The organism is Paenibacillus sp. JJ1683, assembly GCF_053006485.1.
In genome coordinates this window covers 133,221-149,119 of record NZ_CM129820.1, presented here as the reverse complement: position 1 = coordinate 149,119, position 15,899 = coordinate 133,221, and the positions used below count along the sequence as shown (strand labels likewise).

Genomic DNA, 15,899 nt, shown 5'->3' with positions numbered 1-15,899 from the left:
TGTTGTGGCACAGAAAGGAGCTATTGCTTATGTAGTTCATATCCCTGCTCCCGTAGCGGTCGGATGATCAATCGGTTCGTCTTCCTGAAAATCACGCCGATACCACCAGCCGATCAGAACAGCAATGGTAGTCATAGCCGCAGCCAGCAAATACACCTGCACCATGCCGAATCGGTCAGCATACCAGCCCATGAATAATAAAGCCAGGCCAAAAGCGAGATTGGTAATTACATCAATCCCTGCCATCACTTTGGGTAGTTGGGTTGCCGGTGCACTGCTTTGCAGCAAGGTGCGGCGAATAATGCCCGCCATTTGAACAGGTAAGCCTGATACAGCAAAAAGAACAAGCGCAGCCACGGGAATGGTATTTAGCGCAAATACAATGGTAATCAGTACATACACCAGCAAAGCTCCGAGCATGTACAAAAAGCTGTTCTTTTGCAACCGCTTAACCAAGCCAACAACAATTAACCCACCCAAAATCGTGCCGGAGAAAAAGGATGCATTCATAAAGCCCCACCAGCTCTCATCACGATGCAACACTTGGCTGACGTACGCCAAAATAAATACACCGAGCCAGGAGACTCCCCCAATACTGTCCACGCTATCGACGATCATCAGAGAACGAATACGGCGGTTGTGCCAAATGATTTTCCAGCCTTCCCCAAGCTCTTTCCAATGGGAGCCTCTTTCCTTTTCCTTTGCGGGTTCTTCCGCATTTGTTGGGGAATTCGAAGCTTCAAGACCTAGGTGCTTCTGATCCAGCGGATCACGAATGAAGGACGTGACAGTTACAGCCACGAGATAACAACAGGAGGCAATTGCAAGCGTATTCAGGGAACCCAGCCAAGCCACAATAATTCCGCTTAATGCCCAGCCTGCACACCTGACCACCTGATCACTGACCGCTACCATGCCGTTGGCACGCATCAGTCCTTCACCCGTAGCCAAACGGGGTACAAGCGCATTACGCGCAGGATTGGTCCAGCCATCTAGGAAAGACATACCGAACACCATTACAAAAATAAACAGAAACGACCTCTGCTCAGGTACGATCCACAAATAAAGCAGCAGCAACGTAAAAATGACGAACTGCCCAAACTGGGAAAATAGAAGAACCTGCGTCAGTCGAAATCGACCGAGCACGATCGGTGCAACAAGCCCACTAAGCACTTGAGCTGACAACCGGAACAACGGGATTAAAATAGTCGTCATTAAGGAATTACTTGAACTGAACACCAACACCACCACACTCAACATATAGATGATATCTGCTGCGTTGGAGATCGTCTGAGACCCCAACAGGTAATAAAAAGAGCGTCTGATCAAAAAAGTTTCCCCCTCTTTGGTACATCGCCAATTTATGTATTTCCATAACCAAACCTCCCCTGTCGATTACAAATCTGTTAAATGTCTGGTTTTTTGTATGTTCTACACGCACCCTTAAATTTCCTTCTTTTATCTTAAAAGGAAATTCAGTGTCCACTATATTCTCATCCCTACTACATTCTGATTTAACACAAAAAAAGCGTCTATAGCGCTCTTTTCGCTCTATACTGGCGATAAAGATCACTACGACGCTTCTTAAAATGTTTACTTTGTTAAATCTTCCACAAATTTAGGCAGTACAAACGCTGCTTTGTGCAGACGCGGACTGTAATATCGAGTGTCCATCTCTGGAATTTGGTTCTCGTCCACTTCGAGCGGATCATATTTCTTGCTGCCCAATGTAAATGTCCATAGACCGCTTGGATAGGTTGGAATGTTTGCACCATACACACGCACAATCGGGAAAATCTCTTTTACATCTTTGTTGACCTTCTGAATCAGGTCAGCCTTGAACCAAGGATTATCCGTCTGCGCCACGAAAATGCCGTCTTCCTTCAGCGCCTCAAAAATACCTTGGTAAAACCCACGTTCGAACAGCGGCGCTGCCGGACCCACTGGCTCCGTCGAATCGACCATAATCACATCGTATTCATTTTTGTGTTCGATAATATGCATGTAACCATCATTGACCAGCACTTCCACATTAGGCTCGTCCAACTCCCCGGCAATTTCAGGTAAATATTTTTTAGAATATTCAATGACTTTACCGTCGATCTCAACCAATACAGCCTTTTCCACTTCAGGATGCTTGATGACCTCACGGATAACGCCGCCATCGCCGCCACCCACAACCAAAACCTTTTTCGGATTCGGATGTGTATTTAAGGCCGGATGCGCTACCATTTCGTGATATACAAACTCATCCTTAACCGTTGTCATCACCATGCCGTCCAGAACAAGCATATTGCCGAATTCCTCCGTCTCGATCATTGCCAGATCTTGAAAATCTGTTTTCTCAGAGACGTAGGTTTGTTTGATTTTTGCTGTAATGCCGAAAGAGGGAGTCTGCTTCTCCGTAAACCACAAGTCCATCATTCCAACCTTCTTTCTGATCAAAGTATGTGTCCGGCAATCCGGTAGCATAAACATGGACTTTCCCTTATAACTGCAACACGCAAACGCCGAGTTTGCTATATTTATTGTACCAAACACACTTGAATTTCACACTTTTTGCATTATAAGCGATACCTGAATGGACTGCAAAAGCATTTTTAGGGCTTAATCTTGTTTAAAATAGATACGTATGCGCATCTGATGAATAGACGCTTTCGGATTGACTATACTGAGAACATCAACTATGGAAGGAGGTGGCATGATGACCGATACTACCGGGCGATCCTCCAAGCGTAAACCGCTTTGGCTTCGATGCTTTCAAGGGCTAATGTCTCTCACGATTCTGACGGTCATCGCCGCCTGCATTCTGCTCGCTTATTTGTACACAACCAGTCTTCCACTCGCCGATACAGATCGGAATTCACGTCTGCTCGATAGTCAGGGGCAAGTCATTGCTACCTTCTCTGCCGGAGGCAAGGAATCTATTCCTGTCCAGCTTGATCATATTTCGCCCGATTTAATAGCAGCTACACTGGCTGTGGAAGACCGGAAGTTTTACGATCATTTTGGCTTTGATTTCAAAGGCCTGGGCCGGGCAGTAATCGTTAATTTGACCCGCTGGGATATGTCACAGGGGGCCAGCACGCTGACTCAGCAGCTTGCGCGCAATCTGTACTTATCTCACGAGAAAACCTGGACGCGCAAGGCCAAAGAGGCCATCTATACTGCACAGCTTGAAATGAAGTATTCCAAGGATGAGCTGCTGCAAATGTATTTGAATGAAATTTACTATGGCCATGGGGCCTATGGCATTGAGGCGGCCTCGCAAATGTATTTCGGTAAATCCGCAAAGGATCTGGATTTGGCCGAAAGCGCCCTATTGGCAGGTATTCCGAAAGGACCGACCTACTATTCACCCTATAATCATATGAAAAACGCAAAGGATCGGCAGAAAATTGTACTGGACTCTATGGCACTCATCGGTAAAATTACACCAGCTGAAGCCAGCAAGGCCTATGAAGAAATACTGCCCTTGCGGCCCGAGAGCCAGCGTCGGACAGTGGAAGCCGCTCCCTGGTTTCGCGATTACGTTCGCCAACTAGCGACTCATCAACTTGGGATTAGCGAAGCGGTGCTTGAGCATGGCGGGCTAAGCATTTATACGACGCTGGACATGCACATGCAACAGGCAGCCGAGGCGGCTGTCAATGAGGGCATGAAGAACAGCAACGGACTGGAAACTGCATTAATCTCTATGGACCCGCGTAACGGACATGTCAAGGCTATGGTCGGCGGAACGAACTATGTAGGGAATCAATATAACCATGCGCTAGCCACAACCCGGCAGCCAGGCTCCTCTTTCAAGCCGATCATGTATCTCAGCGCGCTCGATTCCGGTGAATTGACAAGTACGTCTAAGTTCGAAAGCCGACCAACGTTGTTCCACTACGACAACAACCGTAAAACTTATAAGCCCAAAAATTTTGGAGACAAATATTGGGGCGAAATAGATCTGCGGCGCGCCATTGCGGCGTCTGATAATATTTATGCCGTCAGCACCATTTTGCAGGTGGGAGCGGATAAGGTCATGGACCTCGCCAGCAAAATGGGCATTACGAGCGAGCTCAAGCCCGTGCCTTCGCTGGCATTGGGCGTGTCCCCCGTCAGCCCGTTCGAGATGGCCTCGGCCTTCTCGGTCATCAGCAGCGGCGGGCAAAAGGTGGCTCCGGTAGCGGTGCTGCGCATCACCGATGCGGCCGGACGATCGCTGTACGAAGCACCGCAGGCTGCGCCTGTGCAGGTCGTAAAGCCCGCCTCCGCCTATGTCCTCACACGCCTCATGGAAGGCGTGTTTGAAGAAGGCGGCACCGGCAACCGGGTCGCGAAGCTGATCAAACGCCCGGTTGCCGGCAAGAGCGGCACGACCAACACGGACGCATGGATGGTCGGCTTCACCCCCGAGCTATCCACCGCTGTTTGGGTTGGATATGACAAAGGCAGGGCCATCAGCACGCAGGATGCCCGGCGGGCGGCACCGATTTTCGCACAATATACAGAAAAAGCGCTGGAGAATGTGCCGCCCAAAATCTTCCCGATCCCTGACGGCGTAGTCAGCGCCTATATTGATCCGGCCAGCGGCAAGCTGGCTGCGCCGGACAGTCCCGACAAGCGGCTGGAGGTATTCGTTAGCGGTACCGAGCCGAAAGAGACCCTATCGGGGCAGAATAACCCACAGGCATCGGCACCTACTGACCAAGCGGAACGGCAGGCCGAAAAAAAATCCTGGTGGGGCAATTTTAAGCGATGGTGGATGGAGTAATAGCAAAAAAAGACTGGGAAACGCCATGATGCGCTCTCCCAGTCTTTTTTATCTTTACTTCACTTATTTCATTCGCCCATTATAGCTCTCTTGCCAGTGCCATCAGCCATTCCCCAGTTAAGCCCCGTTCTTCCCTAAAGCTGCGCTATTACCAAAAACAACTAAACGACTCAATACGGTTGGTGTCTACACCATAGTAAAACCAGAAACGTCCACTCCACCGAAAACCCGCTACCGATGTTCTGCCTACAAAGACAGGGTACATCCAGAAACGCTCTCCGTTCGTCAGCCATACAAACGTATTGCGGAACAAACAACCGAAAATGGCTCCAGGGTCAACCGCAAATGTTGAAACTAGCGGCTTTGGTGGCGTAAATGGTGGTGGTGGGGAAGTTGGTGCTTGAGCTTGTTGCCCACCTTGCGGACCGAACGGCCCTTGCGGCGGCGGTGAGAAAGGCTGGGGCGAAAAGGGGCCTGGCCCTGGTGGCGGACCTACCGGAGACGGAAACGAATCCTGTATATCAGGAAATTGTGGAATCGAAGGACCTGACGGTGTGAATGGACCCGGAATACCCGGTTGCGTTCCGAAAGGAACTTGTGGCAGTAAAGACATGTGTTTCACTCCTTGTGTTCTAGGCTGATGTATCCTATGCGGGACATCAGCCCGTGGACTGGGCGAATCCCTATATCGCCGCCAAACTCCGTCATTTCGTCCTTTTATACCAAAATTTCTTATATCTCAACCCGGTTAACTCCCCGTCTGGACATGCTCCAGCTCAATTTCATGCACCATTTTGATCTCGACTCGTTTCCTAATCTCATCATACTGTTCCAGCAACCGGTGCTCATACCCCAAATGTTCGTTCATCCAACCTATCATAGAGTCATCCTTATGCTCCGTCGACCAGCTAAACAAATCGCTATAGATTTGAGCAAATGATTCCTCGTTACAGCGAGCGAACCGGATTGGCCGAGCTCTATAGCTGAGCTTTAGTTCCAACATTTCATATAACACATCCAAGCGGTACTCCAATGCCTGTACACCTGCTTTGAATACATCGTAGCTTTTTATATCCTGAATAAGCTCTCTAAAGGTCAACCCTACATGCTGCATAGCAATATAAGACCACACACAACTTCCCGTAGCCGTTCCATGAGCCTCCCAAAGCGGATTCCACAAAATAGATCGGATCGTATCCTTCTGCTTTTCTCCAAACAATGCAATTCCAGCAATAATTCCCGCATTACAGTCTACGGAAGCATGCCGCTCTCCCCAATGCACCAATCGCGGAACCATATCCTCTGTAGTACATTTAAAGCTCAGTAGAGGTAAGAATTCATTAAACAGATTTTGATTTACTGCTTTTTCCAATTCAGTCGCCAATCGTTCACGAAACGATTCGCATGGAAGATGTACGAGCCCCAAACAAGCATCCACGGATGCTGCCCCATAGGGCCCGTTCAACCATGCGACGAGATCAGCCGCAGCTTCCACATAACCCAAATAACCTAACACATGCAGCACACCATCAGGTATATGTTCCTGGGATGTCTGATTTCGAACGTAACGCTCGTACATATCCTGCGCCAGAGCAACATCTCCGCATCTCATGATCGGCCCAAGTAACAAACCCCTAACATAGTGATCAGGATCTTCTACAAAAAGCCAATATAACTCCCAAGCATCCTCCGCGGTTCCGTATTGGGCAACTACATCCGTATAGGCCGAAATAATGCTGGCGTCCAGTTTCCTGCCTGAACCCACCATCTCAATAAACTTTGCTGTCGCATCTATCATCTGGTTTCCCCTTCCCAGTTATGCCTATCTTTCTTTATGAAGTACTTCTCTAATCATGAATATTTCTATTACTAAAGAGAAAAAATGTTATCACCTATAATCCACTCAAGGGAGCTGATCTGATGCAGGATTCTAGTCCAAAAATCACAACGTTTTTCATGTTCCCCGGTCAAGCAGAGGAAGCCATGCAATATTATACCTCTGTATTTAAGCCGTCTGGTATCATGAGCATTTTTCATCAGGAAGATGGGACCGTGTTACATGCCGTATTCAACCTCAAAGGGCAAACCTTTATGGCCATAGACTATAACCATCAGGACAAACACTCTTTTACTCCAGCTTTATCGCTATTCGTCACTTGTGATTCGGAAGAAGAAATTCATCGTGTGTTTGGTCAGCTATCTCAGGAAGGCCGAGTTTTGATGCCCCTTGAAGCCTCGCCCGTAAGCCAACAGTTTGGCTGGGTCGAAGATAAATACGGTGTTTCATGGCAATTGAATTTGGCAAAAGGGTAATCGACCTATTTTACTTAGCAATACACCATCCTGCATCTTTTTTTGGTATTATTACATGTAGTAGGTGCTAATAAAAGGATGTGTATTTATTGTATACTGCCGATTGTGAAAAATGTTTTGGTTTATGCTGTGTCGCCTTGCCTTATGCCAAATCTGCTGATTTTGCCTTTAACAAGGATGGAGGAACTCCCTGTCAACACCTAAATGCGGATTATCGCTGTGACATTCATAAGAACCTGAGGAATAAAGGCTTGCGAGGCTGTACAGTATATGATTGCTTTGGGGCAGGTCAAAGAATTTCCCAAGTTACATACAACGGAAAAAGCTGGCGAGACGACCCGGCAATAGCTGATGAAATGTTCAATCTATTTCCCATCATGCAGCAGCTTTATGAAATGCTCTATTACCTAAATGAAGCCCTTAGCTTACAAGAAACTCACTCCATCTATACCGAGTTACAAGAAGCAATGGCGAAAACCGAGCAGCTTACAGATCAAGATCCAAAATCCCTCATAGATCTTCATGTACCCACCCATAGGGCGCTAGTCAATGATTTACTTGTACAAACAAGTGAGTTAGTGCGAGAAAAATGTAAGAAAAACATGGAGAACCATAAACTGAGTAAAAAAATCAAAAGTAGAGACCTGATCGGGGCCAATTTAAGAGGCGCTAATCTGAGAGGTGCCAACCTGAGAGGCGTTCTACTGATTGCTGCTGACCTGCGAGAAGCTGATTTGAGCATGACTGACCTTATCGGGGCAGACTTTAGAGATGCTGATTTAAGTGGGGCTAATCTGGAGGGAAGCATCTTTCTTACACAAGCGCAATTAAATTCGGCTAAAGGCAATTGCAAAACCAGGCTGCCCTCGTCTCTAAGCGTTCCCAGCCATTGGCTGCATTAGTTTTATTCGTGAGCAACAATACTTACCTAAACGAAAAAGAAGTAGACCGCCCTCGACAAGGTACCGATCTACTTCTGATATTTTACTGTTCACCCCGTAATTTCACTCGTCCGTTGCATATGGCTCTGTGGTGCTTTCCTGATAAAACAGACTTGATCCTTGCATCCATAATGAATAGTAGATCCTGTATCCTCATAATAACCCAAGTTTTCAAAATTGGCGGGCTTTGTGACCTCAATTAGATTCAGCAAATCCTGCGCAACTTCTGCTATAGAGTCTTTCTCAGTATCTCCCCCTATAGCTGAACCACCCGGCCCCTCGTATGCAGTCAATATCCAGCTTTGCCCAGTCGAATTTGTTACTTTAATTATGTACCCATATACGATTCCCCTAGTCTCCGGCTTAAAGCTGCATACTGCTCTGCATTGGTGTCTGAAAATGCTTCTTCCCGGTTGGAGTGTACATGCTGATACTGTGGAAGGCTTGAAAATTGTGACTCCGTAAAATCTATAATATCCTCACCGATTCGGTTGTAATAATGCCAGCCGCTATCCAGCCAAGTCTTCAAAATATCACCGCCAAGCCTGTCCTGAACGACGAGCGCTGTGACGCCACATTGTCCGGCGGCAGGATTATCGACTGTCCATTTAGAGCTAGACTCCAAAGACCAAGCCTGAAACAACGCCTTTTCTAATTTCAAAATACAGTTTGCATTCAATATACATTTCTCCTTTCAAAACCATTCTACATTATCCTAAACTGGACTTACTTATTAAAAGAAAAGACCAACCAAGATCTCCTGGTTAGTCTTCTTCTACATATTTTACCTTTACATTCAAAGAATTTTTTCTATGAGCATGATAGTAGGACACAAAAATGCTAACTATGCTTTCAAGTGAACTCTTAATACAGGTACATCTGGAGAAGCAGATGGATTATCCAGTATTTCGACATGGCTGATCATATCTTGCCCGTCTGGAACGATTACTGGAGTAATTACAGGTAATCCACCCTGTTGAATTGCATCCAGATCAAATTCCATCAATAATTGCCCTGCTTTAATGCTATCTCCTACTTGGACTTTAGGATTAAATCCCTGTCCTTTGAGGGAAACGGTATTAATGCCGACATGTATCAAAACTTGTACTCCGGATTCATGCTCAATGATCAGAGCGTGTTTGCTTTTCTCCATGACATGGGCAACTTTTCCCGCGAAAGGAGCGGTGACCCTACCCTCAGACGGATGAATAGCGATGCCATCCCCCATAGCTTTTGTCGAGAATGCAGGATCTGGAACCTCTTCCAGGGAAACCACTTTTCCTTTAACCGGCGCTACCATGTCGAATTCTTCAATACGGGGAGCCGCCTTCTTTTTCAACCATTTAAACATAACGATGCCACCTTATTTAGAGATTACATTCATAAACAGCGATAGGAAAAAACTTCATCTTTTTAGGAACCGGTTCCACGAATTAAATAAAAACCGGATTGAAACCGATTTCTATTTGAATTATAGTGAATGCCTTTCCATAATGTCAAGGCGATGATGTTCATAACTTACATGAAAAGGAAGTAGACTACTATTTTATTGTCCGGTACATATTTTATGAGGTCAGAAAACTAACAATTGAAGGCATCATAGAGCTTAAATAGAGATTCCAATTCGGTTCTTCTTACAGGAAAAAGCAGCCTACAGTGGCTGCTTTTCTACAATACTGTTACTTCGTTAATGCTAGGCTTACCCTTCCAGCGCCTGCTTCAATTCCTCAGGCGAAGCTTCCCACCATTCCTGATTATGTGAAATCAGCAGGCTTCTGAGCGCCGCTTTATCTTCGCTGCCGAGATCATCCAGCATGAAACGGCGCTTGAGTGCATAATCCATACGATTAACATGATCGGCAAGAATTTTCCAGCCGCGTTTGGCTTCGTCGTCAATCAGCATCTCGCAGGCCGTCGCGCCACCATACATACGTCCTTCGGGCGTACGGTCCACAGCTACCCATACCAGCCATACCTGGCGTCCGTTCGGTACGTCCTCTTTATTCGTAGAGAACTTGATTCCACGTTCTACTTTACTTTTGGCATGCATGGCACCGACATCAATTTTCGCCTCTCCGCGGTCAATGATGACCGGGGACATGCTGTTCAGGTCGATTGAGCCTGCGCCGAAGCCCTTATGTTTACTCTTGCCACTGACAATATTCAGTGCAATCTGCTTTTTGCCGTCCGGTTGATTTTCACTCATGCGTCACTAGACCTCCAATTTCCGTCTTCACACTCATTCTACACTATAAATATTTTAACTAATAATCTCCCGAAAGCAAACATATACATGCTGTAGATGCTTGTCAACGGGAGGTATCCATTGTATGACCCCAGCACGCACCAAAATCGTTTTATTGTCCACACTAGCCCTCGGACTCCTCGCAGGGACGTTATGGTTTGCCTGGCAACCCCAATCGCAATCCGTCTCTCAGTCCGCAGGCAAACCACTATACGGCTCCGAGCCTGAGTCTGCGCTTGCGCCAAATATGGGCAAGCCTCTAGGGGCCAACATCATGCCCGACCTGCCCAAGAACCCTCCACAGCCCGCTTCGGAAATTCTCAGCAAACGGGTGGTGGAATATCACATTGATGTATCTCTGGAAAAAGGACGGGTTTTGCGAGGCACTGAGACACTGACCTGGAAGCATCCGGGTAAGAAAACTGTGAATGATCTGTATCTTCATCTATACCCGAATGCCTTCTCTTCCATGGAAACCACCTTTATGAAAGAATCCGGCGGAAAGCTGCGCGGAGACACCATGCCTAAGGACGGCTTTGGCTCCATGACGCTGACCGAACTAAAAACAGAAGACGGTTTATCTCTCATGCACCGCACTCAATATGTACAACCAGATGACGGTAACGCAAGCGACCGTTCTCTCATAAAGGTGCGTCTACCCAAGCCGGTACGAGGTGGCGAAGAAATCACACTATATATGAAGTTTGAAGTCAAACTGCCTGGCATTTTTGCTCGTATGGGTGCGACAGATGATTTTGTAATGGCTGGACAGTGGTTTCCAAAGCTCAGCGTCTATGAGACTGCAGGACAACGTGGACGCGCCGAAGAGGGCTGGAACCTCCATCAGTACCATGGCAACTCCGAGTTCTATGCCGACTTTGGAATTTACAGTATACGGATTCGGGTGCCTGAAACACACATCGTAGCAGCGACCGGTTTCCCCACCCGTGGTGCAGTACGACAGAACGGCCAGAAAATATATCAATTTTATGCCGATGATGTACACGATTTTGCCTGGTCTGCTTCACCCAACTTCGTAGCCGTAGAAGAACCCTTCTCTTCTACTGAGGTTCCTGGTGTCAAAATCAAGCTCTATCTGGACCCGTCCCATAAGGAACTCAAAGGACGTTACATGAGCGCAGCCAAGGCTGCCCTTTCGTACTACAGCAAATGGTACGGGCCTTATCCATATTCCACTCTATCCATCGTCGTTCCACCCAAAACAGGCAGTGGAGCCGGCGGCATGGAATATCCGACACTCATCACGGCCGCAGCTGCGGACCAACTGAATCCTGGCTATAATCTGGAACGGACGCTGGTTCATGAAATTGGGCATCAATATTTCTACGGAATGGTAGCCAACAATGAATTTGAGGAGCCTTGGCTGGATGAAGGCTTCACCTCCTATGCAGAGGAACGGCTCATGGAACAAGAATATGGGCTTACCCCCAACTTGCCATTACAATCGGGACAGGTAGCTTCCCCACAGCCGCTAAACCGTGAGTCCTGGAAGTATGGATCGGCAGCTGAATATGCACAAAATGCCTACTCTCGAGGTAAATTAGTACTACGAGGTATTGAGCGTCAGGTGGGTATGAAAAAAATGGACCGGATTATGCGGACCTACGTCCAGACTTATCGATTCAAGCATCCGACCTCACAGGATTTTCAACATGTCGTGGAGAGAGTGACCGGACGATCATGGAGCCACTATTTTGAACAATATGTATATGACGGCCAGATGGCGGACTTTTCAGTCGATCGCATCATGAACCACAAGCTGGAGAATGGATACGAAGCAGTCGTGACGCTCAGCAAAAAAGGAGCAGATTATCCCAAAATCCCTGTTCAATTTACCTTCAAGGATGGCTCAACGATATTCAAGGCATGGGATGGTGCGGGCAAAAGTACAACTTTCCGACTCAAAAGCGCTTCCCCCGTGTCCTATGTGACTGTAGATCCTCTATACACTATTGCACTGGAGAACAAGCATATTAATAATAGCCTGAAGGCTGAATTGGATGAAAAACAACAAACCCGTTGGAGTGTAAGTGTAACCAAGCTGTTGGAGACACTGCTTGGAAGTCTGTCATGGTGAGGTGTCTATAGATGCGGACTGTTATAAAAGAAGGCTGGGCGCTGGTACGCATACGCTTTTATATCGTTATCATTTTATTTCTGTATCGTCTGCTGTGGGGAGTATTTCTCTATAGGCTGGTACAGTCTGCCGTTATCCCGCTGCTGCTACGTTATCCTGATCAGAGCCAAAACGAACTGGGAAAGACCTTGTTTTGGATGGAGGGCCAGATCGCCTTGATGGACAGCCGGGAAGTACATGTGTACTTGTGGATATTACTAGGGGCGACCGTATTGCGCATACTAATCACTCCCTTCATTAGAGCTGGCATATATCAAAGCCTGCATACCGATGCGTCTGAACCGCAAAGCCTGTCCTTCTTCAAGGGGATGAAACGCCACGGTATGTCATCGCTATTGTATTACATCATCGAGTTGGGTTTGCTGCTGCTTCCCGCCTTTTGGGTGGTACCGAGACTCTATCCTATTGTAGTAGGAACGTTGCAATCTTCCTCTTACCTGCTACATTTGTTGCCCTATGCCATGGGGTGGATAGCTTACGGTTGGGTCATTCGGCAGTGCATCCTGTATATGCAGTTGGGCACTGTCAGTGGTCACACCATACTATCGTCCCTGCTCGCCTTCTTTCGCCAGCTTCTTCCGGCTGTTGGTGTATCCCTGTTGCTAGGTACTTGTGTGTTGCTAGTTTTCGGTCTATTTGGCACCGTGGCGATGATTTGGACGGGTATGTTGGCGCTGATTCTCCAGCAATCGTATCATTTTGTTACCAGTCTGGTCAGGCTGTGGCATATCAGTTCACAGTATCGGCTATGGCACATCGATATCTCCAGGAGAGGCTAACCCCTCACAATATGCTCTCTCCTGTATTTTCAGCTGTCGAAAAAACTTTTTTCTTTCCCGTGCAAACAGCACATAACTGAATACTGTTAACAGAATCTGTTCCTGGAGCGTTAGGAACAGATTTTTTTTGTAACTTTTTGCGATGAAACATTTGCCAAAGCCTGCTGTCTTTGTTACAATAATCGCAGTGAACTGATAGTAACAACTTTGTAATCTTTATTGTAACCTTTATCTTAAAAACATCGTTGTCGTGAATACTGCTCTCCAAGGTGCACATCTTAAGTTAAGCCTAATTCCTGGCACCTAGGAAGCGGGGGAACCAGTTTGGGTGAATTGATCTCGCAACAGAGTGGTCATAGGGGAACCTTCTACCGAATCCTTAAGCTAACCTCGCAGGCATTGGAAGGGGTATATTTTTTTTGAAGAAGAAGCTAACGATCGCAGCCATGGGTCTCGCCATTGCCTTTACATCTTTTACATTCGGTGGCAGCAGTGCATTTGCAGACTCTAAGATGGACCAGGTCATCCAAGATGCCAAAGGAACGAACTACAGAAGCGGAGGCACTACACTCGAGGGATTCGATTGCTCCGGCTTCACAATGTATGTATTCAACAAACTGGGAATTAAACTGCCGCATCAATCTGGATCACAATTCAAAATGGGTTCTTCTGTATCCCGCGATGAAATGAGACCAGGCGACCTGGTGTTCTTCAACACCACAGGAAGAGGCGTTTCCCATGTAGGTATCTTCGTAGGTGAAGGGAAATTCGCCCACTCCTCGACTTCACGTGGTGTAGTAGTTAGCTCACTGAACGAAAATTATTACGCTAACCGTTATGTCGGTGCAAAAAGAATTATGAGCACAGACGCTTACCATTCTGTAGCTTCAGATATTCCTGATGACGACAACGTAGAATAACTACCGCACAGCAAGCTAACCCTAGCCGCAATTTGATTCTGGCCGGAATCGAATTGCGGTTTTTTATGTCCACTACATCGCAATGATTATCATTACTGACGAACTGACACCTCAAAAGGTTTCAATTTTAGCGAACATCGTCGGTTTTACCGTCACCGCTGGGGGAGCATATGAGCAGTAAATCCTTCTTATTGAATGTATACCCGACTTAGGTACGAAATAAACACGCTTGCCATTCTCCTACAACTTGTCTACAATCTGTGGTTAATGATTGAAGTACCTGCATAAGGAGGAATGAAAAAGTGCCGGCCTCAATATCCAACTACCGGATCGTACCGATGGACGAGCATCAAGCGGCTGAAATCTGTGAGTGGCGCTATGATCCCCCCTACAACATATACGGCTGGCTTCCCTGGGAACAAATGAAGGCACTTGAAGTCGAATTTGGAAGTCCCACGCTTCGCCAAGAGCAATATGTTGCGGTCCTGGACGAAGAGAATGAGCTGACGGGATTTGCTCAATATTTCCCTATGGTCGGTGTGACCCGGCTGGGTCTTGGAATGCATCCCGAAAGATGCGGACATGGCACAGGCTCCGACTTTGTCCGGGCCATTGCCGAGGAAGCCAGACGGCGGCATCCGCAGAATGAAATTGACCTAGAGGTTCTCACTTGGAATCAGCGGGCTATCCGAGCCTACAAGGCAGCTGGATTTGAGCTGACGGATACCTATGAACGCCAGACTCCAGATGGCAGAAAGCCGTTCCATTGTATGGTATATCGTCCTGAACAACAGAATCGGGTTCTATAAATAAGAGCGCCTTCACTATACAACCGCGATGTTGTATAACGAAGGCGCTCTTCATATATACGACAGATCATTACAAACTCAATGACTGCTGCGCATTTTTTCGAAAGCTTCATTATATTGTTGGGCTTCCTTAATATCTACGGCCATAATACCGCCATCGTCCCAGGAGGTCAAACGCAGAGTCACGGTCTTGTAATCAATCGTAATAAATGGATGGTGATTAAATGCCTCAGATATAGCGGCAACTTCATCCACGAAGGCAATTCCTTTCATAAAACTGGAAAAATTATATTTCCGAACGATCCAACGTCCTTCCTCCAGTTCCCAGCCCTCCAGCTTCTCCAGATGTGCTTCAATCTCTTCTTGTGTAAAAGGCATGTTACGAACTCCTCCCCGTTTATACGGAAGCCTTTTAGCCGCTTAAATGCGGCCAAAACTACGATATATTGGTGTACATATTACCACGGCCCCGTTGATAAATCCATAAGACGGCCATCAAATCAATGGGACCGACGTCAGCTCCTCATCCCCGATGAGTACATAGATCCGGTGCTGCTCCGGCTCATAAATCACAACACCGCTGCCTACAGTGATTATAGGTTCTGTGCCCAGTGCATAAAATAAGTCTTCTGCCAAAGCCTCATTGACTTCCTGGCGCCCCGCTGGGTCCAGCCTGTCCCAATCTTCTGCTTCCATTTCAAAAAATTCATAGCTATCTGGAATGCGTCCCACAGCCTCTGTCAAATCGTTCAAAATTTGTTCATACTCGCGCCCATGCTTTACTCCCATGCTATTTCCTCCAGTGGTTCAGCGATTCAATACATAATCACTTTATTATACCGGAAATTCGCCCTTAACAAAAAAGAGAGTTTTGTCGATAAATACTATAATCCGTCTCATAATGACGCGCTTGGGGCAAGGACGACCCATGCGGCATGAAAGGATTCAAAATCTATTCTCATGGATGAGGTG

16 protein-coding genes and 1 riboswitch are annotated in these 15,899 nt (G+C 46.9%); of the genes, 7 read left to right on the top strand and 9 right to left on the bottom strand.

All coding sequences use genetic code 11. The annotated features are described in order from the left end of the window. Nucleotides 1-36: 36 nt before the first annotated feature. Both ACUC6J_RS00595 and speE read right to left on the bottom strand, forming a co-directional pair. Nucleotides 37-1,329, bottom strand: a complete 1,293-nt coding sequence (locus ACUC6J_RS00595) for an MFS transporter (RefSeq protein ID WP_447249593.1) — start codon at nt 1,327-1,329, stop codon at nt 37-39. Nucleotides 1,330-1,593: 264 nt separating this feature from the next. Beyond that, nucleotides 1,594-2,421, bottom strand: a complete 828-nt coding sequence (gene speE, locus ACUC6J_RS00590) for a polyamine aminopropyltransferase (protein WP_447250276.1) — start codon at nt 2,419-2,421, stop codon at nt 1,594-1,596. A gap of 283 nt (nt 2,422-2,704) precedes the next feature. Here speE and ACUC6J_RS00585 point away from each other — a divergent pair, with 283 nt between their 5' ends. Beyond that, a complete protein-coding gene (locus ACUC6J_RS00585; RefSeq protein WP_447249592.1) occupies nt 2,705-4,762 on the top strand; it encodes a transglycosylase domain-containing protein in 2,058 nt (685 codons plus the stop codon). 148 nt (nt 4,763-4,910) lie between these two features. On the opposite strand, the gene ACUC6J_RS00580 is transcribed toward ACUC6J_RS00585, so the two are convergent. Both ACUC6J_RS00580 and ACUC6J_RS00575 read right to left on the bottom strand, forming a co-directional pair. Beyond that, nucleotides 4,911-5,375, bottom strand: coding sequence for a transporter (locus ACUC6J_RS00580; RefSeq protein WP_164965646.1), 465 nt, complete (start codon nt 5,373-5,375; stop codon nt 4,911-4,913). A gap of 135 nt (nt 5,376-5,510) precedes the next feature. Continuing rightward, nucleotides 5,511-6,560 (bottom strand): hypothetical protein, encoded by a 1,050-nt coding sequence (locus ACUC6J_RS00575; RefSeq protein ID WP_447249591.1) that lies wholly within the window; start codon nt 6,558-6,560, stop codon nt 5,511-5,513. A gap of 122 nt (nt 6,561-6,682) precedes the next feature. On the opposite strand from ACUC6J_RS00575, the gene ACUC6J_RS00570 reads away from it, so the two are divergent. Next, nucleotides 6,683-7,075, top strand: coding sequence for a VOC family protein (locus ACUC6J_RS00570; RefSeq protein ID WP_016818553.1), 393 nt, complete (start codon nt 6,683-6,685; stop codon nt 7,073-7,075). A gap of 89 nt (nt 7,076-7,164) precedes the next feature. Further along, a complete protein-coding gene (locus ACUC6J_RS00565) occupies nt 7,165-7,977 on the top strand; it encodes a pentapeptide repeat-containing protein (RefSeq protein WP_016818552.1) in 813 nt (270 codons plus the stop codon). A 367-nt stretch (nt 7,978-8,344) separates the two neighbouring features. On the opposite strand, the gene ACUC6J_RS00560 is transcribed toward ACUC6J_RS00565, so the two are convergent. The 3 genes from ACUC6J_RS00560 to ACUC6J_RS00550 form a co-directional block, all read right to left on the bottom strand. Beyond that, on the bottom strand, nt 8,345-8,695 hold the full coding sequence (locus tag ACUC6J_RS00560; protein ID WP_447249590.1) for a YunG family protein: 351 nt from the start codon (nt 8,693-8,695) through the stop codon (nt 8,345-8,347). A 165-nt stretch (nt 8,696-8,860) separates the two neighbouring features. Continuing rightward, the gene (locus tag ACUC6J_RS00555; RefSeq protein ID WP_019685763.1) at nt 8,861-9,367 is read right to left on the bottom strand and encodes a PTS sugar transporter subunit IIA; all 507 of its coding nucleotides are present in this window, start codon (nt 9,365-9,367) and stop codon (nt 8,861-8,863) included. A gap of 348 nt (nt 9,368-9,715) precedes the next feature. Next, a complete protein-coding gene (locus ACUC6J_RS00550) occupies nt 9,716-10,222 on the bottom strand; it encodes a YwhD family protein (RefSeq protein WP_242210395.1) in 507 nt (168 codons plus the stop codon). 124 nt (nt 10,223-10,346) lie between these two features. Between ACUC6J_RS00550 and ACUC6J_RS00545 the strand changes: the two genes are divergently transcribed. From ACUC6J_RS00545 to ACUC6J_RS00530, 4 genes are all read left to right on the top strand, one after another. Continuing rightward, nucleotides 10,347-12,359 (top strand): M1 family metallopeptidase, encoded by a 2,013-nt coding sequence (locus tag ACUC6J_RS00545; RefSeq protein WP_447249589.1) that lies wholly within the window; start codon nt 10,347-10,349, stop codon nt 12,357-12,359. An 11-nt stretch (nt 12,360-12,370) separates the two neighbouring features. After that, nucleotides 12,371-13,198, top strand: coding sequence for a hypothetical protein (locus tag ACUC6J_RS00540; RefSeq protein ID WP_447249588.1), 828 nt, complete (start codon nt 12,371-12,373; stop codon nt 13,196-13,198). A 276-nt stretch (nt 13,199-13,474) separates the two neighbouring features. After that, nucleotides 13,475-13,612: riboswitch (cyclic di-AMP (ydaO/yuaA leader) on the top strand. A gap of 5 nt (nt 13,613-13,617) precedes the next feature. Further along, complete coding sequence (locus tag ACUC6J_RS00535) at nt 13,618-14,118, top strand: C40 family peptidase (protein ID WP_016818546.1); 501 nt, start codon at nt 13,618-13,620, stop codon at nt 14,116-14,118. 302 nt (nt 14,119-14,420) lie between these two features. Next, a complete protein-coding gene (locus ACUC6J_RS00530; protein ID WP_016818545.1) occupies nt 14,421-14,927 on the top strand; it encodes a GNAT family N-acetyltransferase in 507 nt (168 codons plus the stop codon). A 78-nt stretch (nt 14,928-15,005) separates the two neighbouring features. On the opposite strand, the gene ACUC6J_RS00525 is transcribed toward ACUC6J_RS00530, so the two are convergent. Together ACUC6J_RS00525 and ACUC6J_RS00520 are read right to left on the bottom strand one after the other, a co-directional pair. After that, nucleotides 15,006-15,305 (bottom strand): 4a-hydroxytetrahydrobiopterin dehydratase, encoded by a 300-nt coding sequence (locus ACUC6J_RS00525; protein ID WP_007428083.1) that lies wholly within the window; start codon nt 15,303-15,305, stop codon nt 15,006-15,008. 117 nt (nt 15,306-15,422) lie between these two features. After that, a complete protein-coding gene (locus ACUC6J_RS00520) occupies nt 15,423-15,716 on the bottom strand; it encodes a hypothetical protein (RefSeq protein ID WP_028542600.1) in 294 nt (97 codons plus the stop codon). Nucleotides 15,717-15,899: the final 183 nt, after the last annotated feature.